General features: G+C 65.5%; 12 protein-coding genes. 5 read left to right on the forward strand and 7 right to left on the reverse strand.

The features are described from left to right. Nucleotides 1-5: 5 nt before the first annotated feature. The 3 genes from ACIQUS_RS18065 to ACIQUS_RS18075 all read right to left on the reverse strand — a co-directional run bounded on the left by ACIQUS_RS18065 (nt 6) and on the right by ACIQUS_RS18075 (nt 5,006). Nucleotides 6-1,532 (reverse strand): MFS transporter, encoded by a 1,527-nt coding sequence (locus ACIQUS_RS18065; RefSeq protein WP_403049205.1) that lies wholly within the window; start codon nt 1,530-1,532, stop codon nt 6-8. A 416-nt stretch (nt 1,533-1,948) separates the two neighbouring features. Beyond that, nucleotides 1,949-3,517 (reverse strand): amidase, encoded by a 1,569-nt coding sequence (locus ACIQUS_RS18070; protein WP_403049208.1) that lies wholly within the window; start codon nt 3,515-3,517, stop codon nt 1,949-1,951. 52 nt (nt 3,518-3,569) lie between these two features. Beyond that, nucleotides 3,570-5,006, reverse strand: a complete 1,437-nt coding sequence (locus ACIQUS_RS18075) for a coniferyl aldehyde dehydrogenase (protein ID WP_403049211.1) — start codon at nt 5,004-5,006, stop codon at nt 3,570-3,572. Between the two features lie 178 nt (nt 5,007-5,184). Here ACIQUS_RS18075 and ACIQUS_RS18080 point away from each other — a divergent pair, with 178 nt between their 5' ends. Both ACIQUS_RS18080 and ACIQUS_RS18085 read left to right on the forward strand, forming a co-directional pair. Further along, nucleotides 5,185-6,168, forward strand: coding sequence for a flavin reductase (locus tag ACIQUS_RS18080; protein ID WP_403049214.1), 984 nt, complete (start codon nt 5,185-5,187; stop codon nt 6,166-6,168). Next, the gene (locus ACIQUS_RS18085) at nt 6,153-7,472 is read left to right on the forward strand and encodes a spinster family MFS transporter (RefSeq protein ID WP_403049217.1); all 1,320 of its coding nucleotides are present in this window, start codon (nt 6,153-6,155) and stop codon (nt 7,470-7,472) included. The genes ACIQUS_RS18080 and ACIQUS_RS18085 overlap by 16 nt, the downstream gene beginning before the upstream one ends. Before the next feature lie 628 nt (nt 7,473-8,100). Here the strand turns inward: ACIQUS_RS18085 and ACIQUS_RS18090 are convergent. Genes ACIQUS_RS18090 through ACIQUS_RS18100 form a run of 3 tightly spaced genes read right to left on the reverse strand, consistent with a single transcriptional unit; the run spans nt 8,101 to nt 11,698 of the window. Next, nucleotides 8,101-9,126, reverse strand: coding sequence for a histone deacetylase family protein (locus ACIQUS_RS18090; protein ID WP_403049220.1), 1,026 nt, complete (start codon nt 9,124-9,126; stop codon nt 8,101-8,103). A 10-nt stretch (nt 9,127-9,136) separates the two neighbouring features. Then, nucleotides 9,137-10,366 (reverse strand): Zn-dependent hydrolase, encoded by a 1,230-nt coding sequence (locus ACIQUS_RS18095; protein WP_403049223.1) that lies wholly within the window; start codon nt 10,364-10,366, stop codon nt 9,137-9,139. Nucleotides 10,367-10,393: 27 nt separating this feature from the next. Next, the gene (locus tag ACIQUS_RS18100) at nt 10,394-11,698 is read right to left on the reverse strand and encodes an MFS transporter (protein WP_403049226.1); all 1,305 of its coding nucleotides are present in this window, start codon (nt 11,696-11,698) and stop codon (nt 10,394-10,396) included. Between the two features lie 167 nt (nt 11,699-11,865). Here ACIQUS_RS18100 and ACIQUS_RS18105 point away from each other — a divergent pair, with 167 nt between their 5' ends. From ACIQUS_RS18105 to ACIQUS_RS18115, 3 genes are all read left to right on the forward strand, one after another. Continuing rightward, entirely contained in the window at nt 11,866-12,801 is a 936-nt protein-coding gene (locus ACIQUS_RS18105; RefSeq protein ID WP_403049229.1) for a LysR family transcriptional regulator, read from the forward strand. Between the two features lie 291 nt (nt 12,802-13,092). Next, nucleotides 13,093-14,481 (forward strand): APC family permease, encoded by a 1,389-nt coding sequence (locus tag ACIQUS_RS18110; protein ID WP_403049232.1) that lies wholly within the window; start codon nt 13,093-13,095, stop codon nt 14,479-14,481. 64 nt (nt 14,482-14,545) lie between these two features. Next, nucleotides 14,546-16,672 (forward strand): methyl-accepting chemotaxis protein, encoded by a 2,127-nt coding sequence (locus ACIQUS_RS18115; protein WP_403049235.1) that lies wholly within the window; start codon nt 14,546-14,548, stop codon nt 16,670-16,672. A gap of 10 nt (nt 16,673-16,682) precedes the next feature. Here the strand turns inward: ACIQUS_RS18115 and ACIQUS_RS18120 are convergent, their stop codons facing one another. Further along, entirely contained in the window at nt 16,683-22,466 is a 5,784-nt protein-coding gene (locus ACIQUS_RS18120) for a CHAT domain-containing protein (protein ID WP_403049238.1), read from the reverse strand. Nucleotides 22,467-22,512: the final 46 nt, after the last annotated feature.

Here is a 22,512-nt window from a genome sequence, read left to right on the forward strand (position 1 = left end):
AGCGGCTACGAGGCCGATTTCGGGTGCGCACCGGCCTTCAATACATGCCAGGCCATGAGCATCGTCAACGCCGTCAACACGACCGCCAGCCAACTGACTTGGGTGGTGGCGGTGTTGAAGGCCAGATTGGCCGCCGCGATCAAGCTGCTGCCCTGCTCCCCGGCCATCGCCGCCACGCCATGGGCACCCGCCAACGTTTCGCCGGCAAGCCAGGCCTGTTCGCCTTCCAGGTTGGCCGGCACGGCCAGTGCACTGCGATACCCGGCCGCCAACACCCCACCCAGCACCGTGGTGCCGAACACCACACCCACCTCATAGGCGGTTTCACTGATCGCCGAGGCCTCCCCCGCCTTGGCCGGCGGTGCGGCGTTCAACACCAGGTCGGTGGACACCGAGGCAATTGCGCCCACGCCGATATTGAGCAAGGCGAAGGCCGCCACCAGCGTGGCCACCTCACCTGCGGCCACGGCCACCAGCAGGAACGCGACGCCGGCAAACCCCAGCAGCACCGGGATCAACCGATAGGCTGGAACCCGCTGGGCAATCGGGACGATGGCCATGCCCACAACGATGGCCAGCGCCTGCCCGGGCACCAGGGCCAGGCTGGCCCGCAGTGGCTCAAGGCCCAGAACGATCTGCAACGACTGGGTGGCGAAGAACACAAAGCCCACCAACAACGCCAGACTCAAGAGATTGACCACAATGGCGCCGGCAAAGGTGCCGTTGCGCAACAACGACAGATCCAGCAACGGCACGCTCAGGCGCAACTGCCGGCGTACGAAGGCAAACCCGGCGCCCGCTCCGATCACCAGCGCCATTGCCATCACCCCGTCGGCACCGACCCCGGCCAGGTGCTTGATGGCATAGACAACGCCGGTCAACGCCAGCACCGACAACAGCACACTCGGCAAATCAATGTTGCCCACTTGCTCCATGGGCGACTCGGGCAGCAGCCAGGGCCCACAGACCAACAAGGGCAGCAGCACCGGAATCGCCAGCAGAAAAATCGAAGCCCAGCTGAAGTATTGCAGCAGCACCCCGCCCATCAACGGCCCCAACGCCGAACCGACCGTCAGGCAGGTCGCCCAGACCGCCACTGCAAACCGGCGCTGCTCTCGGTCGGTGAACAACGTACCGATCAAGGCCAGGGTGGAAGGCATCAACATAGCGCCGAAGATACCCATCAGCGCACGCCCGGCGATCAACTGGCCGGGTGTGCTCGACAGCGCGGTGAGGGCCGATACCACGGCAAAGCCGGACGCGCCCAGCAGCAGCAACCAGCGATGCCCTACGCGGTCGCCGACCCCACCCATGGTCACCAGCAGCCCGGCCAGCACCAACGAGTAGGCGTCGATCATCCACAACTGCTGGCGGGCATCGGGCGCCAGCGCCTCGGCGATTTTCGGCAGGGCGAAGCCCAGGATGGTGTTGTCGATGGTGACCAACAGTACCGGCAGCATCAGCAGCATCAGGCCCAGCCAGTGCCGGGGGGTGGCGCGTGAAACCGTGGTTGCCTCATCGTTCGCGGACATCGTTGAGCTCCTTGCTGATAGTACTTTACGCACTGTGTGGTGCGGGACGCCCAATACGCATTAGGTTAGAGCGTCAAAAGCAGAGGCCATTTCTATTTCAACCTCGAAGCAGCATCAACGACTTACACGTTTCATGTTGTATCAATTCAATATCAATACCCGCCGTGCCCGGAAATCCCCTACACAAACAACCAGCACAATAAACAGACAATACAAACAACCAGACAAGCCCGAACCATTAACCGCGCATCAATCAAACGACAATAACGGCGCAGGGATTTAATTTACATACAGATTGTTTATTAGTGGATCTATCGCGATGGCAAGTTTCATGGCCGCTACGCGGCCGATCGCAGGCTTCGCCAGCTCTCACTGGCCACTGTGGGAGCTGGCTTGCCCCGCGATGCGGCCCTGAGTCAGAGCACCGCGCGCTTGCCCACCCAAGGCATTGCCTGCTCCAGTTGCCGCGCCAGACGCAACAACACATCCTCGCCGCCCAGGCGTGCGGTGAACATCATGCCCACCGGCAACCCCTCCTGGCTCCAGCCCAACGGCAAGGAGATCGCCGGCTGGCCGCTGACGTTGGCCAATGCGGTAAACCCGGCACTGCCCATGGCATGGCGGGCATAGGTGTCCCAGTCCTGGTCCAGCGACAACAGGCCGATACGCGGGGTGAGGTTGGCGGTGACCGGCGAGAGGATCAGGTCGAAACGTTCGAAGTGGCTTTCCATCAGCGCGCCGATGCGCTCGAACGACTGGCGCGCGCGGTACAGGCCCTCCCCCGTGGTACCTCGGGCCCGTTCGAGCACGACCTGGGTGATCTTCTCCAGATCTCCGGCAGCGGCTGCCCGTCCCAGCGCCTGCTCGCGATCGCGCACCAGGGTGGTCAGGGCCGTGCCGATCACCGTGCCATGGGCGCCGAACATCTGCCGGGGATCGACCGCCAGGTTCAGTTCTTCAAGTTCGTGGCCCAGGCCGGCCAATTGCTTGATGGTCTGCTCCAGGGTGGCGGCAATCGCCGGGTCCAGCGGCGTGCCGGTCAGGGACTGGCGCACCACCGCCACCCGCAGCTTGCCAGGCTCGCGCTCCAGTTCCTGGACATAGGGCCTTGCCAGCGGCGCGCTCCAGTACGGGCTGCCCGGCTCGTGACCCTGGCCGACATCGAGAAACAGCGCCATGTCACGCACACTGCGCGACACCACGTTGCCGACGCTGGCCCCGAACCAGCCTTCGAAATGCCCCGGCCCGCTGGGCGTGCGATAGCGGCTGGGCTTGAGCCCGACCAGCCCGCAATAGGACGCCGGAATGCGGATCGAGCCGCCGCCATCGGTGGCATGGGCCACCGGCACGATGCCGGCCGCCACCGCACTGGCAGCGCCACCGGAGGAGCCTCCAGCGCTGTGTTCCAGGTTCCAGGGGTTGCGGGTCTGGCCCCAGAGCAGCGACTCGGTGGTGGTGGTCAAGCCGAACTCAGGGCACGTGGTTTTGCCGAACGGCAGCGCCCCGGCCTGTTCGTAGCGGCTGATCAGGGTGCTGGTGCGGGCGGCCGGTGGCGCATCCTTGAACAGGCGGCTGCCGTTGCTGGTGACCGTGCCCTTGAGGTAGGTGTTGAGGTCCTTGACCAGGATCGGCACGCCGGCCAGGGCGCCCTGGGCCTGGCCGCCCTGCTTGAGCAAGGCGCGGGCGTAGTCCTCATGCAGCATGTTGACCGCCTTGACCTTCGGGTTGACCGCGCTGCAGCGCGCCAGGGCCGCCGCCAGCAGGTCTTCGCCGCTGAGTTCGCCCTTGCGCACCGCTTCGCTCATGGCCCAGGCATCCAGGCCTTGATAGTCAAGGTCCGACAGGCCCGCCGCGCGGGCATCGGCAAAACGCCCGAGCAGGCCGACACCGGCCGCCAGGGCGCCAGCCTTGAGAACGCTGCGCCGCGGCCAGCTGGCAGGCCCTTCGGTGGCTTGGGGGGTGTTGGCTGGGATGTGCTCGGTCATGGGGACGTCCTGGGCAGTGGGTCGAAGGTCGGGCATCGGGCGGATCACCTTATCAGTCGGCGGTGACCATGGCGGTCATGGCCGCCAGGTAGTGATCGCCATAGGGCGGCAGCACGCCCCACTCACGGCGCGGGTCATGGGCCGGGGCCTTGAACACGGTACGCATGTGGCTGAATTCGAGGAAGCCCTCGCGCCCATGGTAATGACCCAGGCCCGAAGCGCCGACGCCACCGAAAGGGGCATCGTGCATAGCGGCATGCATCATCACCTCGTTGATGGTCACACCGCCCGACAGGCTGTGCTCCAGCACATGACGCTGCTCGTCCAGGTCGGCGCCGAAGTAGTACAGGGCCAGTGGCCGCGGGCGCGCATTGATGTCGGCCAGCACCGGGTCGAGCTGCTGGTAGGTCAGCACCACCATGGCCGGGCCGAAGATTTCCTCGCGCATGATCAGGCTGTCGCGAGGCGGGTTGACCACCACCTGCAGCGGTCGCCGACGGTCGGCGGCATCCAGCGGCACGGCTTCGGGCAGGCACTCCACCCTCGCCCCCAGGGCCCGCGCCTCCTGCACATAGCTTTCGACGCGCTCGACATGGCGCTGGTTGACCACCGCCACCACATCCGGGTTGCCGGCTACGGTCGGGTTGAGCTCGGAATAGGCACTGCGCAGGGCTGCGAGGAAGGCTTCGAGGTTATCTTGCGGCACATAGACCAGGTCCGGGTTGATGCAGATCTGCCCGCCGTTGCTGGCCTTGGCCACCGCGATGCTGAAGGCGGCGCGCGCGAGATCGGCGCTGGGCGAGACGATCACCGGCGACTTGCCGCCCAGTTCCAGGGTCACGGGCACCAGGTTCTGCGCCGCGTTGCGCATCACCGAACGACCGACCTCGGTGCTGCCGGTGAACACCAGGTGATCGAACGGCATGCCGGAGAACACCTTGGCCACCGAAGAGTCGCCGGTGACCACGGCCACCTCCAGCGGATCGATGGACTCGGCGAACAGGCGCTCCAGCAACTGCGCCGTGCGCGGTACCACGTCGGAGGGTTTGAGGATCGCCCGGTTGCCCGCCGCCAGGGCCGAGGCCAGCGGGCTGAGCAAGGTGTACAGCGGCGCGTTCCAGGTGCCGATGATGCCGACGCTGCCCTTGGGCTGGTGCATCACCCAGGCTTCGGCGCCGAGCAGGTCGTAGGGCGCGAATGGCTGGCGGCGCTCGTCCTGCATCCAGTCTTCGAGGTGGTCGCGGGCATGCTTGAGCGAGCCCAGGGCACCCAGCACGTCGTTCATCAATGAGAAACCGGCGGGCCGGCCACCGAAATCCAGGTCGATGGCTTCGGTCAGCTCGGCATGGTGACGCACCAGCAGCTCGATCACCTGCTGCAGGCGTCGGCGGCGGGTGGCGGCGGATACGGCGCCGGCGGTGTTGAAGGCCTGCTTCTGTTCGGCCAGAAGGCCCGTCAGTGTATCCAGGATTGGGCTCGCTGCGTTCATCAAGGTCCCCTTGGCTCGGGTGGGTGGTGGCTGGCGCCACACTAGCGGTACCCAGGGGGCTGGCGCCTCGTCCGATCGGACGAGAATCCGGCAAAAGCGTTAGTCCGTTAAGACGATGTGTCGGCACGGGCCGCGACCAATACTGGCAACACGAAAATCCCATCCCATGAGGTCAGTCATGGCAACGCCAAACACAGGTTTCGACCCCCAGGCCTTCCGCACCGCGCTGGGCACCTTCACCACCGGGGTCACCATCATTACCACCCAGGCCGAGGACGGCTCGCCGGTGGGCATCACCGCCAACAGCTTCAACTCGGTGTCGCTCAACCCGCCGCTGGTGCTCTGGAGCCTGTCGAAAAAAGCCCGCAGCCTGCCGGTGTTCAGCAGCGGCAAGCACTGGAACGTGCATGTGCTGTCCACCGAGCAAGAGTCACTGTCGGGCCGTTTCGCCACCCAGGGCGAGGACAAGTTCGCCCAGATCCAGTTCGACAACGGCGTCAGCGAAGCGCCGCTGCTACAGGACTGTACCGCGCGCTTCCAGTGCCGCACGGCCTTCCAGTATGAAGGCGGCGATCATGTGATCTTCGTCGGCGAGGTGCTGGCCTTCGACCACAGCGAGCGTGCACCGCTGGCCTTCCAGAGCGGCCAGTACGCCCTGGCCACGCGCAAGCCGCGCCATGAGTTACGCCTGGCCACCACCCCGCCGCCACCGGAGTGCAGCTACACCGAGGACCTGCTCGGCTACCTGCTGGGCCGCGCCCACTACCAGTTGCTCAACGAACTGCGCCGGCTGCTGAACAACCAGCAACTGGACGAACAGGCATTCTTCATCCTCTCGGTGCTGTGCATCCGCGACAACTTGAGCCTGGACGAGATCAACACGTTCGTTAACTACACCGGCCATGAAGTGACGCTGGCGAGCATGCGTTTCCTCGAACGGCAAAACCTGGTGGCCATCGAAGGCGAACCCGAACACCGGCGCTTCGTGCTCACCGCCAACGGCCGCGAAGCCTCGCTGCAGCAACTGGCCCTGGCCAAGGTGGTGGAAGAAGAGCTGGCGGCCAAGCTCGGGCCTGCCGATGCCCAGGCGCTGAAAGTGCTGCTCAAGCGCCTGATCGTGGTCAGCGACCCCGGTTTGCCGGACCTGTGGGCGCCGCGTTGAACGTCGGCGTGCACGGCCTGCCGGCGACCAGGGTCGGCTGGCGCAGCCACGGCTTGTTGCTGTTGCTGGCCCTGGTGTTTGCCGACAACTTCGTCGGCCGGCAGATCCTGGCGGTGATGATCGACCCGATCAAGACCGAGTTCGGCGTCGGCGACACGGCCATGGGGCTGATCTCGGGCCTGGCCTTCGCCGCGGTCTATGCCGTGCTCGGCTTGCCGGCCGGACGCCTGGTCGACCGCCTGCCGCGTACGCGCCTGTTGGCCCTGTCGTGCCTGCTCTGGGCGTTGGCGACCCTGGCCTGCGGACTGGCCGGCAGCTTTCTGGTGCTGGCCATTGCGCGGATGCTGGTGGCGGTGAGCGAATCGCCGACCACCTCGGCCTCGCTGTCGGTGATCGCCGACCTGTACCCGCCGCACCGGCGTTCATTCGCCATCAGCTGCTTCACGGCGGCGCCGACCTTTTCCTCGATCATCGGTTTGAGCATCGGTGCCTGGGTGGTCGAGCACCATGGCTGGCGTAGTGCGTTCATTGCGCTGAGCCTGCCGGCCCTGGTGTTTGGCGTACTGCTGGCGCTGGCGCGCGACCCGCTGCGCGGCCGCTGGGACCTTCGCAGCAGCGTACCGGCCACCCCGCCGCTGAGCCTGGGTAACGAAGCGCGGGCGCTCTGGGCCCTGCCGGCCTATCGCTGCCTGATCCTGGCCGGCGGCCTGACCACCCTGAGTTCGTATGCCATCGGCATGTGGAACACCAGCTTTCTGATCCGCTCCCATGGCCTGTCGCTGCAACATGCCGGCCTATTGGCCGGGGTCATCTGCGGCGTGGCGGCCGGCATCGGCGGGCTGTTCGCCGGCTGGCTCAACGATCGGCTGAGCCACCGGGGTGCGCACTGGCAGATCCTGATCCCGGTGCTGGGCAACCTCACCGCCCTCGCCGCCCTGGTGGTCTACCTGCTGTGGCCGGCCGGGGTCCTGGGCGTATGGGCGGGTGTGCCGATTCCGCAGGCCATGCTCTGGTGCGCGCTGTACAGCTTCTTCGTGGTCTGGTGGGTGGCGCCCTGCTACAACCTGGTGACCCAACTGGTGCCCACCAGCCGTCGCGGTACGGCCATGGCCTTGCAGACCATTGTCAGTACCTTGCTGGGGGTGGGTATCGGGCCGGTGCTGACGGGGGTGTTCAGTGATTTGCTGCTGCCGTGGTGGGGGGAGGAATCGTTGCGGTATGCGTTGGTGCTGGTGAGCTTGCCGTTGCTCGGGGCGGTGGGGTTGTTGGGGCGGGTGGCGGTGCATGCGGGGCGGCAGGGGTAAGGGGGTGCCTGGGTTGCGACCGCTTTGCGGTCGATCGCAGCCTGGCGGCAGCGGCTACACCTGCCAGGACAGGCGCCGTACCCTGTAGCCGCTGCCGAGGTACGAGGCTGCGATCGGCTGCGTAGCAGCCGCATACCGGCTGCCTCGGTGTGCCAGGAAGTAGTGTGGCGGCAGCGGCTTGTATCTACAGGAAATTGGCGTTCAGTGGCCATCGCCGGCGCTGCCGGCTCCCACAGGGTTTCGGTGTAAACCACCCCCTGTGTGGGAGCTGGCGAAGCCTGCGATCGACTGCGCAGCAGTCGCAATACCTCTACGGCCGCTTCGCAGCCTGGCGGCAGCGGCTACACCTGCCAGGACAGGCGCCGTACCCTGTAGCCGCTGCCGAGGTACGAGGCTGCGATCGGCTGCGAAGCAGCCGTAATCCGGTCACCCCGATGTACCTGATGACACGCAGGGGCAGGTTTGGCGACCGCTTTGCGGTCGATCGCAGCCTGGCGGCAGCGGCTACACCTGCCAGGGCAGGCGCCGTCACCCTGTAGCCGCTGCCGAGGCACGAGGCTGCGATCGGCTGCGTAGCAGCCGCAAACGGGCCGCCTCGGTGTGCCAGGAAGTAGTGTGGCGGCAGCGGTTACAGGTGCCAGTCCTGAGGATCGGCAAAGAACGCCTTCGCGTTGTCTTCCAGGCTCTCCAGGTGATACCCACCCTCCTGCACGATCAGACACGGCACGCCCAGGCTGCGGATACGCTCACCCAGCGCGGCGAAGCCTTCGCGGGTGACCGCCACCTTGCTTTGCGGGTCGAGCTCGAAGATGTCGAAACCCAGCGACAGCACCAGCACCTCGGCGCCGAAGTCCTGCACTGCCTTCAAGGCGACATCCAGTTCGGCAAGAAAGTCCGCCTCGCTGGCGCCGTGGGCCATGGGCAGGTTGAGGTTGTAGCCCTCGCCCGCGCCGCTTCCGCGCTCGTCGGCAAAGCCGGCGACGCCCGGGTAGAAGTTGGTCGGGTCACCATGCACCGAGACATACAGCACGTCGTCTCGCTCATAGAAAATTTCCTGGATGCCCTGGCCGTGGTGCATGTCGGTGTCGAGCACCGCCACCCGGGCATGGCGCTCGCGCAGCACCTGGGCGGCGATGGCGGCGTTGTTCAGGTAGCAGAAGCCACCCGCCGCTTCGGCGCGGGCGTGGTGTCCCGGTGGCCGGCACAAGGCATAGGCCGCCGGCTCACCGTCGAGCAGCGCCCGGGCGCCGGCCACCGCGCTTTGCGCCGACCAGTAGGCCGAACGCCAGGTCAGTTCGCCCACCGGGCAACTGCCGTCGGCCAGGTAGCGCGCCGCCTGGGCGAGGATGCCGCGCAAGGCATTGGGCTCGCGGACGAAGATGTTCGACATCACCTCATCGCCCCAGTCCTCGGGCACTTCTTTCCAGCGCTGGTGGGCTTCTTCGAGAAAACCCAAGTACGGCGCGCCATGCACGGCCTGCAAGGGTTGCAGACCGGCATCCTCCGGCTGGCGGATGTCGAAACCGAGATTTTTCGCGGCCTGCAAGAGATTCCGGGCACGCTCGGGGACTTCCTGCGGGGTGCGCATCTGGCCGCGGGAATAGTAGCTGCGCGGATGGTGCAGCAGTTGTTCGGGATGAAAATAGCAGCGCATCGAGCTCTCCTTATTCGACCCGGCCGGCACGGGCCAGCACGGCATTGAGCAGTACATCGGCACCCTGGCGCACGTCCTCGGGCAGCACGTCTTCGGCTTCGTTGTGGCTCAGGCCGCCGACGCAGGGAATGAACACCATCGCCGTCGGGCAGTAACGGGCCAGCAGGATGGCGTCATGGCCGGCGCCGCTGACGATCGACTGTTGGGCATAACCCAGGCCATCCACCGCTGCCTGCACCGCCGCCACGCAGTCGGCATCGAACGGGGTGGCCGGGCTGACCCAGTGGCGCTCGATGCTGACCTTCAGGCCACGCTGGCGGGCGATGCTCTGCAGACGCTCGCCAACCTGTCGTTCCATGGCCTCGATGGCACTGTCGTGGTGATGACGCAGGTCGACAGTGAACTGCAACAGGCCGGGAATGGTGTTGCGCGACGACTTGGCGATGCTCAGTTCGCCCACCGTGGTCAGGCCCTGGGGGCTGAAGTCGCACGCCAGTTGCTCGACCGCAAGGATCATCTGCGCCGCACCGTAGAGGGCGTCCTTGCGCAGCGGCATCGGCGTGGTGCCCGCGTGGGCGGCCATGCCCTCGACCCGCACGTCGAGCCAGCGAATCGCCTGGCCGCCGCTGACCACGCCGATGCTTTTGGCGTTGTCTTCAAGGATCGGGCCTTGCTCGATATGTGCCTCGAAATAGGCATCCACCGCCCCGCCCAGCGGGCGCTGACCGGCATAACCGGTACGCGCCAGGGCCTCGGCGACGCTGATGCCGTCGGCATCGGACACCGCCAGGGCGTCTTCAAGTTTCATGCTGCCGGTGAACACCGCCGAACCGAACATGGCCGGGGTGAAGCGGGCGCCCTCCTCGTTGGTCCACACCGCGATCTCCAGCGGTTTGCGGGTCTGGATCTGCAGGTCGTTGAGGCGACGCGCCACCTCAAGGCCGGCCAGCACGCCGTACACGCCATCGAAGCGCCCGCCTTCGGGCTGGGTGTCGAGGTGGCTGCCCATCATCACCGGGGCAGCGTCGGGGTCGGTGCCGGGGCGGCGGGCAAAGAGATTACCGATGGGGTCGACGCTAAGGGTCAAGCCGGCTTCGCGGCACCAGTGGGCGAACAGTTCGCGACCGGCCTTGTCGTCGTCGCTCAGGGCCAGGCGGCAGCTGCCGCCGCGCGCCGTCGCGCCGACTTCGGCCATGGCCATCAGGCTCGCCCACAGGCGTTCGCCATTGCTTTTCAACATGCTTTGTACTCCAGCAATCGTCAGGATTCAGGCCATTTCCAGGCGGTGGGCGGCGGCGTGGCGGCGCGCCAGGGCCAGTACGCAGACCAGCGAGATCGCCGCGATCAGGCTGTAGAACACCGCCATCGGCCACCACTGGCCAACGAACTTGTGCGCAAGCCAGGTGCCGACCAGCGGGGTCAGGCCACCGGCGATCGCGCCGCACACCTGATAGGCCATGGAGATGGCGGTGTAGCGCACGCGGGTCTCGAACATGCCGCTGACGTAGCCGGCGATCACCGCATAGAAAGACGCCATGCACACCACCGCCAGGGCGATGCCGACAATGATCAGCGGCGCCTGCCCGGAGCTGACCAGCACGAACATCGGATACGGCGAGGCCATGGCCAGCAGCGAGGCCAGGCAGAGGAATCGGGTGGCACCGATCTTCTCCGCCACCCAGGCGCCGACCGGCTGGATGCAAAACTGGATGATCGCCACCACGAACAGGCATTCAAGGATCAGCGAACGTGGCAGGGCCAGTTGCTGGGTGCTGTAGGCGATCATGAAGGTGTTGGTGAAATACACCCCGGCGATGCCCAGGGTGTTGGCGCCGATGCACAGCAGCAGCGGGCGCCAGGCGGTGCGCAGCACTTCCATCACCGGCGCCTGCTCCTTGCGCTTGGCCTTGCTGGCCTGCTCACGGCTGGCGAGGAACTCCGGCGATTCGTTGACCCCCAGGCGAATCGCCAGGCCCACCAACAGCAACAGCGCACTGGCCAGGAACGGCAGGCGCCAGCCCCAGCTCATCAGGTCTTCCTCGGGCAGGCGGGTGACCGCGCTGAAGGCCAGCAGCGACAGGATCAACCCCGCCGGGCTACCCAGCTGGGCAAACGAGGCGAAGAAATTACGCCGACCCTTGGGCGCATGCTCGCCGGCCATCAGCACCGCCCCGCCCCACTCGCCACCCACGGCGATGCCCTGGACGATGCGCAAGAGGATCAGCAGCACCGGCGCCGTGGCACCGATCTGCGCGTAGGTCGGCAGCAGGCCGATGCACACCGTGACCACACCCATCATCAGCAAGGTGATCACCAGGGACTTCTTGCGGCCGATGCGGTCGCCGATATGACCGAAGACAATGCCGCCCAGCGGCCGGGCGAAAAAGCCCACGGCAAAGGTGCCGAAGGCGGCCATGGTGCTGAACAGTTTGTCGTCGGAGGGGAAGAACAAGGCGCCGAACACCAGCGCCGCGGCAGTGGCGTAGATGTAGAAGTCGTACCACTCGATCATGGTGCCGATAAAGGCGGCGGCTGCGGCCCGGCGTGGCTGGGGCGAAGCGGATGGCTGCATGGGTCAGGCTCCTTTGATTATTTTTCTGGCAGGAGAACGGTGCTTTCGCGGCGCTCTGGGTGGCGCCTGTGGTGTAAGGATTTTTCGCCCGGGGCTATGATTAGTCAATTTTCTATTTATTATTCGAACTATAAGCATGTTTTATAGTTAACCGAGCGAGTCCCGCCATGCCCGACCACCTGCTCAACGACCGTCTGGACTGGAACCTGCTGCGCACCTTCCGGGTGATCGGCCAGGAGCTGAGCATCAGCCGCGCCGCCGCCCGCCTGCACCTGACCCAGCCGGCGGTCAGCCAGGCCCTCAAGCGCCTGGAAGAGCAGCTGGGCCGCCAGTTGATCGCCCGCCGCGGCCCGCGCTTCGCCCTGACCGAGGTGGGCGAGCAGATCTTCCACCTGGCCGGGGAAATCTACGGGCAGATGTCCCAGGTCAGCAGCGTGCTGGAGCAGCCGGCCGACGAAGTGATCGGCAAGGTGCGGCTGCTGATGATCAGCCGGATCGAGTCCCCGGGTTTCGACAGTTTCCTGGCCGACTTCCATCGCCAGCACCCACGGGTGGACCTGGAGATCGACGTGATGCGCAGCTCCGACATCGTCAGCGCCCTGCAGGAAAAGACCGCGACCCTGGGCCTGAGCCTGAACCGCCGGCCACAACCGCGCCTGGAACAGCGCCTGTTCCTGCGCCAGCGCTATGGCTTTTTCTGCGGCAAGCACCATGCCCTGTTCGGCAAGGCCGATGTCGCCGAGGGCGATCTGCAGCGCGAGAACTTCGTCAGTTTCACCAGCGACCAGATCGGCGGGATGCTCTCGCCCCTGACCATCTTCCGTGATCAGCAGGGCTTCAGCGGGCGCATCGTCGCCTCGTCGCCGAGCCTGGAGGAAGTGCGGCGCCTGGTGGTCGCAGGCTTCGGTATCGGTTGCCTGCCGGCGCATGTGGTGGCGGCGGATGTCGAGGCCGGGTTGCTCTGGCCGCTGCCGCCCCATGAAGGGATTGCCGATGTGGATATTCATCTGCTGTGGAACCGCGAGCAGCGCATGAGTCGGGCGGAGACAGTGTTTCTCGAGGCGCTGCAGGGGTGCCTTGATCCGCAAATGGGGACTCTGTAGGAGCGGGCTTGCCCCGCGATGCGATGTGACTGACAGACTGCAATCGCGGGACAAGCCCGCTCCTACGCAGATCGATTTTAATCGGCCTTCTGTCTATTTTTATCAACATCGAACAATTGCCGAACCAGGCTGAAAGCTACGCAATACAAGGCCAAGGCTCAAAATCCAGCCTCACCCAGGAAACACACTGTAAAAATTTAATTGACACACCTCCCGCACTCTTTCTATTTTGCCCCTGCCTCACGGCTCCCCAAAATAATTCCAAACACATACGGGCAAGCACCAACGATCATGCCAGTTCCCTCGAGTGCACCTCATCAGCAGAACAACGGACCTGTTCTGAGCTCAGCACCGGACGCGCAATTCAGAAAGACCCTGAAACTCTGGCACGTGGTCATCATCGGCCTGGCCTACATCGCCCCGATGACCGTCTTCGACACCTTCGGCATCGTCTCCGGCATTACCAGCGGCCACGTGCCCAGCGCCTATGTGCTGGCCCTGATCGGTATTCTCTTCACCGCCGTCAGCTACGGCATCCTGGTACGCCGTTTTCCTGAAGCCGGCTCGGCCTACACCTACACCCGCCGGGCCATCAATCCGCATGTGGGCTTCCTGGTCGGCTGGTCGTCGCTGCTCGACTACCTGCTGCTGCCCATGGTCAACGCTTTGCTGGCCAAGCTTTACCTCTCGGTGATGTTCCCGGAAGTGCCCGCCTGGGCCTGGGTGGTCGGCTTCGTCACGATCATGAGCCTGATCAACATTCGCAGCATCAACCTGGTGGCCAACTTCAACACCCTGTTCGTGGCCGTCCAGGCGATCATCATCGGCGTGTTCATCTACCTGACCATCCGTGGCCTGCACAGCGGCGAAGGCCTGGGCACGGCGTGGAGCCTGCAGCCCTTCGTGGGCGCCGACACCCACCTGAACGTGCTGATCACCGGCGCCACCATCCTGTGCTTCTCGTTCCTGGGCTTTGACGCGGTCACCACCCTGAGCGAAGAAACCGAGAACGCGCACAAGGTCATCCCCCGCGCGATCTTCCTGATCGCCCTGATCGGCGGCCTGGTGTTCATCGTCGTGTCGTACTACATCCAGTCGTTCTTCCCGAACATGGATCGCTTCCAGGATTCTGAAGCCGCCCTGCCGGAAATCGCCCTGTATGTCGGCGGCAAGCTGTTCCAGTCGATCTTCATCTGCTGCACCATCATCAACACCATGGCCTCGGGCCTGGCCTCGCAAGCCAGCGTCTCGCGCCTGCTGTACGTGATGGGCCGCGACAACGTGATTCCCAAGCGCTTCTTCGGCCAGCTGCATGGCAAGTGGAAAACCCCGGTCATCAATATCGTCATCGTCGGCCTGATCTCGCTGTCGGCGATCGTCTTCGACCTGGTGACCGCCGCCTCGGTGATCAACTTCGGCGCGCTGGTGGCCTTCAGCTTCGTCAACCTGTCGGTGATCGTGCACTGCTACCTGCGCGAAGGCTGTAACCGCACCTTGGGCGACAAGCTCAAGTACCTGGTGATGCCGACCATCGGCTTCTGCATCATCGCCATCCTCTGGCTCGACCTCGACGAACACTCACTGCTGTTTGGTGGGGTCTGGGCCAGCCTCGGGGTGCTGTACCTGGCGTACCTGACCAAAGCCTTCAGGGTCGCGCCGCCCAGTTACGTAGCCGAGTAAATGAAAAGCCCGTCGTGCGCGACGGGCTTTTGTCGTTTTCCCCTCTAACAACAAGGACGTCACCATGCTGCTGCGTCGCCTGCTGATCCAATGGAAGATCACCCTGCTCTCCGGCCTGTGCCTGCTGGCCATCGTCGCCCTGCTGATGGCCGCGACGCTGTTCCAGTCCAGCCGCAGCGCCGCCCTGGTGAACAGCGCCAGCACGCAGATGCTCGACCAGAACGCACGCCTGCGCCTGCAAACCTACGCCCAGTTGCAGGCCACGCGCATCCAGCGCTACTTCAAGGACGCCTACCTGTATGGCAACGGCCTGTCGCGCCTGGTGCTGGTGCTGCAGCAGCAAGGCCAGGACAACCTGCGCCAGGCCCTGACCCTGCAGATGCAAACCGCCCTGGGCGACAACCCCGACCTGCTCGGCCTGTACCTGGTGTTCCTGCCCGATGCGCTGGATGGCAAGGACGAGCGCTTCGTCGACCAGGCCGCCCAGGGCAGCAACGAAAGCGGCCGTTTTTCCCTGTACTGGTCGCAGCCCAAGCCCGGTACCCTGGAGTCCGAGGCGATGCCCGAGTCGATGCTCGCCGACACCAGCCTGTCGGCCAACGGCTCGGCCTACAACCGCTGGCTGACCTGCCCGCTGGAAACCGGTGAAGCCTGTGTGGTCGATCCTTATTTCGATACCGTCGGCGACCGTACGCCGCTGATGACCAGCATCGCCCTGCCGCTCAAGCAGGACGGCAAGCTCATCGGCGTGCTGGGACTGGACATCAGCCTCGACAACCTGCAGCAGCTGAGCCTGGACGGTCGCCAGGACCTGTTCGACGGCAACGGCCAGGTCAGCATCGTCAGCCCCGCCGGCCTGCTGGCCGGGCACAGCCGCGACGCCGGGCAATTGAGCAAGAAGGTCGAGCAGGTATTCGGCGCCCACGCCAGCGCTCTGCTCGCCCAGATGCGCGCCGGCAAGGCGGCAGAGTTCAACAGCGATGGCCTGCTGCAGGTGAGCCAGTCGTTCGCCCCAGTGCCCGGTGCCCAGCCCTGGAGTGTGCTGCTGGAGGTGCCCGAGCAGGTACTGCAGGCCCCGGCCATCGCACTCAATGCCCGCCTGGATGAACACAACACCTCCGCCAACCTCAACAGCCTGGCCATGGCCCTGGGCGCGGCGCTGCTGGGCCTGCTGGTGATCTGGCTCAGCGCCCGGGGCGTGACCCGGCCGATCCTCGACGTGGCGGCCCGACTCAAGGACATCGCCAGCGGCGACGGCGACCTGACCCGGCGCCTGGACTACGCCCGCGAGGACGAACTGGGTGAACTGACCGGCGGCTTCAACCGCTTCCTCGACAAGCTGCAGCCACTGATTTCAGCGGTGAAGGTCTCGGTACTGGATGCCCGTGGCACCGCCGACCAGTCGGCGGCCATCGCCAGCCAGACCAGCGCCGGCATGCAGCAGCAGTACCGCGAAGTGGACCAGGTGGCCACCGCCTCCCAGGAGATGAGCGCCACCGCCCAGGACGTCGCCCGCAACGCCGCCCAGGCCGCCGAAGCGGCACGCGGTGCCGACCAGGCCACCCGCGAAGGCCTGGCCCTGATCCGCACCACCACCCAGGCTATCGAGCAACTGGCCTGTGAAATGAACGCCGGCATGGAAGAAGTCCAGCAACTGGCCGAGCGCAGCGAACAGATCGGCTCGGTGCTGGAAGTGATTCGCGCCATCGCCGAACAAACCAACCTGCTGGCCCTCAACGCCGCCATCGAAGCGGCCCGCGCCGGTGAAGCCGGTCGTGGTTTTGCCGTGGTGGCGGATGAAGTGCGCAACCTGGCGCGCCGCACCCAGGACTCGGTGGACGAGATCCGTCAGGTCATCGAAGGTTTGCAGCAAGGCACCCGCGAAGTGGTCGGTTCGATGCACAGCAGCCACCGCCAGGCCCAGGGCAGCGTGGCCCGGGCCGAGCAGGCGGTGCCGGCGTTGCAGCGCATCAGCGAAGCGGTGGCGGTGATCACCGACATGAACCTGCAGATCGCGTCGGCGGCCGAGGAGCAGAGCGCGGTGGCCGAGGAAGTGAACCGCAACGTCGCCAGCATTCGCGACGTGACCGAGTCGCTCTCAGGTCAAGCCGAGGAGTCGGCGCAGATCAGCCAGGCGCTGAACCGCCTGGCCAACCACCAGCAAGGCCTGATGGCGACGTTCAAGGTTTAGCGGCTACGGGTCAGCGGCGCTTCATCAGGACCCGGGCGATATTGCCCGGGACCTGCGCCTGTCTAGGCTTGCCGGTCCAGTTCAGCCAGCACTCGATCAGCTGCAACTGGCGGACGACCGACTCGAACTGCCGCGCCGAAATGCGCTGGCCAGCCAGCGCATCATCGTAGCTGTCGATCAGTACGCACTCGGCAACGTCCCGCGAGCCCTCCGTGCCCCCGGAAACCCCGATCAGCCAGCGGGTCAACTGCACATCGGCCTTCATCACCGCATCGAAAACGCCGAACGTTTGTTTGTAGCGGGCCTGTGCTTCGGCTTCGCAGCGAGCCAGATCGGGGGCTGAAGGCGATGCCAGAGGCGACATGACCTCCAGTTGAATCCGGTTGATCATCGCATAGGGATTCCAGTCGGGTGTCAGCCCGTCTTCACCCGCCGCATACGCCTTCCTGGCGTCTTCAAGGCTTTTACTGATGGCTTTGTCCAGTGCCTTGGACCCGGCCTGCTGACGCTGGAGCAGCTCGATATACGCTTTACGCTTGAGGGCGCGCCCCCGCATGACCTGACGGCGCGCCAGCAATATGCCTGGCTCGGCTTCGCAGACCTGGCTCAATCCATCGGCACGCTTGATGGCCGCAGCAATCAACTTGCCAGCCGTCTTGAAATCGGCAGCGTCGCCCACCTGACTCGGGGCCGCCGCCAGACAGGCTTGACGAATCTCCACATCGATCAGTTTTTCCACCGCGGTCAGCGGCACACAACCGCGGCCATTGAAGCGGGCAAGGGCCTGCAGAAAGGCCTTGTGCGCCGCTTGCAGTGCCTTGGCCTCGCTCCACTCGTTGTACAACAACCCCAAGCCATACTGGACTTCGGCCTGGTTGATCCAGTTTTCCGGCAGCCCCTCAAGACGCTTCTGTACCTGATCGAATACTTGCTGGAACCCTCCTCCCGCGCTCGCCGGGTTCAGGTTGGCTGCCTGCAGTCGCCTGCCCTCCAGCCAGTCGAGCAGTTCCGGGGAGCCTCGCAGGCAACGGTTACTGCCGTCACCGGGCGGCAGCAGCCTGAGCTGGAACAACGGGTCACCGTAAGCCTGGTAAGCGCCCCAGGTGTTGCAGCCGGGGAACTGTTCAAGGGTTTCCAGACGCGCGCAGGCAATGGCTTCGGCGAAGTGATCACCGTGGATGGCCAGGCGGTTGAAGAAGGTTTCGCTGAAGCAGCAGGCGGCACTGTCATCGACCTCCCAGCCGGCCGCCACCACACAGCGCACGCCCATGTTGATCAGCTCTTGCGCCAGACTCGCCGCCAGCCGATTGCCACCAGGTTCCGACACCCCGACCTTGCCCAGGTGGCAGCAGCTGAGGAACACCAGGTCCGGCACGGTTTCCATCCGGTCGATCTCGGCGGCGGTCAGCAGCAAGCCGTCGGACAACACCACCCCGCTGCGCATCTGCCCATTGGTGTCTTCGCTGCGAAACACCCCATGGGCACAGATCACCAGCACCCGGTACGGCCTGGCAAAGAGCTGATCGAACACCTCCACGGCGCTGGCGTCATCGGCCAGGCTCCAGGTGGCGTAGCCCGCGCCATCGAGCACCCGGCCCACCGCCTGGCTTTCGCGCCGGGCGCCGGGCAGGCTCACCAGGCGGTCCGGCCAAGGCCCATCACCCTTGGGTTTGAACTGCTTGAAGTAACCCTGGGTGTCGGGGTTGCCAATCACGCAGGCATTCATCAGGTCGGTGCGCACCACTTCGCGCCGGTAGCGCTGGGTGATGAACTGGCGCACCAGGCGGGTACGCTTGATCAGCGGCTCACCATCGGTCTCGAGCATCTCCCAGGGCAGGTTGGCGCTGCTTTCATCGAGCACCAGCACCAGGTTGTCCGATTTGCGCACGGCGCTTTTGAAGGCGAGCGGCAGCATCAGCTGGAACAGGCTGTTGCCGAAGAACGCCGCAGAATCGTAGCGGGTGCTGGCGGGCCCGCGCACGGCGCTGTCGACCATCTTCTCCAGCAATCCTGGCTGACGTTGGTCGACCAGCGCCTCGACCCGGGCGCGCTGGCCCATGTACAGGTAGTTGAAGCGCTGCGCCGGTCTGGCCTCCCCCGCCTCTGCCGGGTCATAGTTACGTTGCACGCCATCGGCGCTGCTGACCTGCAGGCGCGGCCAATAGTCGCCGGGCGGCGTAATGCTCAGGCGCGGCCGTGCGCCTTCACCGAACTGCACGGCCTGGGCCAGCTCCAGCCGGCTGTTCAGGCGTTGCAGCTCGCCGGCCAGCTCGTGCTCCAGGGTGGCGACTGCGTAGCCGGCACAAATCGCCGCATCGACGAACATTTCCACAATGTCCAGGCGCGTTACCGCTGCCGGGCGGCCCTTGGGCCCGGCGCAGACCGCAGCATAGTCGCGGTTGGCCTGCAGCACGCCGAGGGTCACGGCGCGGATGGATTCCTCCACGGTCAACTGGGCGCTGGAATTGGTGCCCAGCAACAGGCTGGCGATATGCAGCGGCAGCAAAGCCTCCGGCTTGTCGGGGTCGACGATGAGTTGAGCCTGGGTGTACTGGTCCACGGCGCTCAGCAGGTAACGCAACACGCCGTTGCGCACCGCGTGGGTCACCACCTCGGCGGTGAGTTCACCCATTTCGCCAAGGCCGACCATCAAGGCGCCACGGCCCGTGCCACGGCGCACTTCCTCGGCCGTGCGCGGCACCAGCACCACCGTGGCATTGCCCAGCTCGCCGGAGTACAGGCCCAGGCGCTGGCGCTGGGAGAGCACGCCATTGACCAGGGTCTGGTCGATGGCAGCTTCGGCGCCGGAAATCGGATCGCCGCGGAAGTGGCCACAAATCAGCGGCACCTGGGCACAGCTCAGGTCCATCGCCAGCACGTTGACCTGCAGGGTGATGAGTTCGGGTTTCGGCTCCAGGCTGTTGGTGCGGCCAAGCACCTGGCTGAGCAACTGGGCATCGGACGGATAACCCGGCGGCCCGCCACGGAAGCTGACCTGCGCGCTCGCCCGCTCTGCGGTCCGACTGATGGGTAGCCGCTCCAGGCGTTTAGGCATGCGCTTGAGCAGCAGGCTTTCGATCTCGGGGAAGTAGCGCGCGGTCGACGCCAGCTCACCATGCACCACCGGCATGTACCAGTAGCGGCTGTCGGGCAGGTTGGGCAGTTTGCCAGAGCGCCAGGTCACGGTGCCGTCGCCCTGGGGGGTGCCGCGCAGCATCAACTGCTTGCCACTGATGTCCAGGCCGCAGGGGGTGTTCTTGCCCTGGCCGTAGACATAGGCGACCCGTTGCGGATCCTCGTCGATCCATGAGTTGTCGCCAAGCGCCAGCCAGGACTGCTTGACCTGGTCCAGTACCGTGGCCTCGGGACGCGCGCCCAGTTCGTCGCCGAACCAGAAGTCATCGTTTTTCAGCGCCAGCTGACTCCAGCTGGCATTGCCGAAGAAGTCCACTGGGCTGCTCCCGCCGACGTCCTCGAACCCGGGGGCGGGCAACAGGTGCAAGGCCCCCGGGAACTTGCCGACGATGTCGAGGATCTGCGGCAGGCTGTTGTTCAGGTCCACCCGCGCCAGCATGCGGATGGTGTCGGACTGCCCCAGCAGGGTTTCCACCATGGAGTAGGCACCGTGGTTCGGGGTGCCGAGCATCACCACCAGCCCGTCGGCGTGCTTGATCAGGTCCTTCCAGAGGCCTTGGTCGTGTTTGAAGGCCGCGCGCACGACCAGCCCGCCCATGCTGTGGGCCAGCAGGCGGATGCTCTTGCCCGGGTGATTGGCGAGTTGCTTGCGCAACGCCGCGGCCAACTGGCTACCCAGTTTCGGCAGGGGCTGGCGCCAGTCGTAATGATGGTCGATCACCTCATGGGTGGCTTCAAGGTAGTGGTGCAAGTCCCCATAGGCTTGGTTGATCAGGCCCTGGCTGCCGACCTTCGGCACCTCCATGGCAATACGCCCCAGGCCGCCCACGGCAAGCTCCAGCGGGTCGAGCCAGACGGTGTTCTCGCCAACGCCCAGGCGGCTGCCCAGGATGCCGGGCAGGATGAACACCACCGCGTCGGTCGCCAGTTGGCTCCTGACCAGCAAGGCTTCTTCTACAGACCGCTGCGGTTGCTCAGCAGCGCCCCGCGAGGCCATGCTCCTGTCCAGCAACCAGTCGCCCATGCTGCTGGGCAGCGGACGGTTGCGGTACCTGACCGTGTCGCGAAAGTAATGGAAGTGATTGACCTGCGGCCCGTCGACCGCCATGGCATGGGCTTCCTGGGCATGGTCGAACAGGCCGCCGTACATGGAGTCGGTGTTGACCACCAGGTCATTGCGGGCCAGGTCGAACAGCGCCCAGTTGACGAACATATATCCGATACGCTGGAGGATGCCGCTGGCCGACTCGTCGGTATCGCCGGCGACGATGGCCATTTTCAGGTTTGGCTGTGGCCGGGCCCGGGCCAGCAACATGCCCATGGGCGCCTCGGGCAGCATGGCCTCGATGCCGGGCACCACTTGCGGCTGCATACGTTTGTCGGCGATTTCCAGGACCACCCGTTCGAGCAGCTTCAGGCTGCGGGCCGCGACCTGGGCGACCGCACTGCCGGCGGCCGGCGTGGCAATCGCACCCACCGCGGCGCCGACGCCCCAGGTGGCGAACTTGCGCACCAGGCTCAGCAGGCAGGAGAGGAACACATCGAGGTTGTCGGACAGCAGCGCGGTGCCACGGGCCGGGGCGGCCACGCGTACGTAGTGGGTGATGTTCAGTTGCTTTTGTTGAAGCAGTTTGACGAGCGCGTGGAGCTTGGCCTGTTCGGTTTCGGCAAAGGCCAGGCGCTCCTGGGCCCGGGCCGGGTCCTGCTTTTCCTGCTCGATTTCATCGGGCCTGGGATCACGGCGGTAGTGCTCGATCCATTTCGACAACTGCGCATCGTTGGGGTCCATGCACAGCAAATCGGCCACCAGCCCGCCGCGCGAATGGCTGACCACTTGCAACCGGGCACCTTTGGGCAGCCGCTCGACCGCCTGCAGCGCATTGTCGATCGGGCTTTGCGAGAAGGTGCGATGCTCCAGGGCAACAATCTGCGTACCGAACCTCAGTTGCAGGTCTTTCCAGGCCATGGTGCTCGGCAGCTCGCCAAAACTGCCCATCGTGTGCGAGCCCGTGCCGTGGATGAACAACAGGATCGGCTTGCCGGCATCCAGCACGCTGTCGCTGGCAATCATGTCCTGAGGGCTCAACACTCCGCCGTTCCAGCGGTACAACCCGGGCGGACCGGCAAGCTGGCTTTCGATGGCGGTCATCAGGGCCGTGGCCCCCTTTTGCGCTGCCCAGTCCACGGCAAGGCCGGTGGCCCTGTCGATGACCAGCGCCTTGGCGGCTTCAGTGATGGCGTCATCTTCCAGCACCAACTGCCGGACCTGGCGCCAGACCCAATCCACCGCACCGCGGTTGCGGCCCTGACTGTCGGTGAAGCGGGCGAAATCGATGGCGCCGTCGCTGTCGACCACATCCGGGCGGGTGCGGCGCAACTGCTCGACCAGCGCATCGGCGCGAATATAGATGGTCGAGCCATCGGCGGCGTCCAGCGCCAGCAGAGCATGGGGATCATTCAAGGTTTTGCTGCGGGGGGCATCGCTGGCGCGCGCGGCGGGCGCCAGTTGCCAGCTATGCAGCACGCGCAGGTTGTCCAGGGTGCTGACCGACCCGCCACTGGCGCTGCGACTGGTCGAGGATGCCGGTTGCGCCGGCGTGCCATCGGCGGATTGTTGCAGGGGCAGCCTGATCAGCGGGGGGGCGTCAGTTGGCTTCATGGTCAAACCCTCGGCATCCATCCCCTCACTAAAGTTCATGCTTAGT

Source organism: Pseudomonas sp. NPDC090755, from assembly GCF_044769005.1.
Classification (GTDB): Bacteria; Pseudomonadota; Gammaproteobacteria; order Pseudomonadales; family Pseudomonadaceae; genus Aquipseudomonas.

Bases quoted from the DNA above. Each gene is read 5' to 3' on its own strand.
- ACIQUS_RS18065 (WP_403049205.1), bottom strand. From the start codon at position 1,532: ATGTCCGCGAACGATGAGGCAACCACGGTTTCACGCGCCACCCCCCGG.
- ACIQUS_RS18070 (WP_403049208.1), bottom strand. From the start codon at position 3,517: ATGACCGAGCACATCCCAGCCAACACCCCCCAAGCCACCGAAGGGCCT.
- ACIQUS_RS18075 (WP_403049211.1), bottom strand. From the start codon at position 5,006: ATGAACGCAGCGAGCCCAATCCTGGATACACTGACGGGCCTTCTGGCC.
- ACIQUS_RS18080 (WP_403049214.1), top strand. From the start codon at position 5,185: ATGGCAACGCCAAACACAGGTTTCGACCCCCAGGCCTTCCGCACCGCG.
- ACIQUS_RS18090 (WP_403049220.1), bottom strand. From the start codon at position 9,126: ATGCGCTGCTATTTTCATCCCGAACAACTGCTGCACCATCCGCGCAGC.
- ACIQUS_RS18095 (WP_403049223.1), bottom strand. From the start codon at position 10,366: ATGTTGAAAAGCAATGGCGAACGCCTGTGGGCGAGCCTGATGGCCATG.
- ACIQUS_RS18100 (WP_403049226.1), bottom strand. From the start codon at position 11,698: ATGCAGCCATCCGCTTCGCCCCAGCCACGCCGGGCCGCAGCCGCCGCC.
- ACIQUS_RS18105 (WP_403049229.1), top strand. From the start codon at position 11,866: ATGCCCGACCACCTGCTCAACGACCGTCTGGACTGGAACCTGCTGCGC.
- ACIQUS_RS18110 (WP_403049232.1), top strand. From the start codon at position 13,093: ATGCCAGTTCCCTCGAGTGCACCTCATCAGCAGAACAACGGACCTGTT.
- ACIQUS_RS18115 (WP_403049235.1), top strand. From the start codon at position 14,546: ATGCTGCTGCGTCGCCTGCTGATCCAATGGAAGATCACCCTGCTCTCC.
- ACIQUS_RS18120 (WP_403049238.1), bottom strand. From the start codon at position 22,466: ATGAAGCCAACTGACGCCCCCCCGCTGATCAGGCTGCCCCTGCAACAA.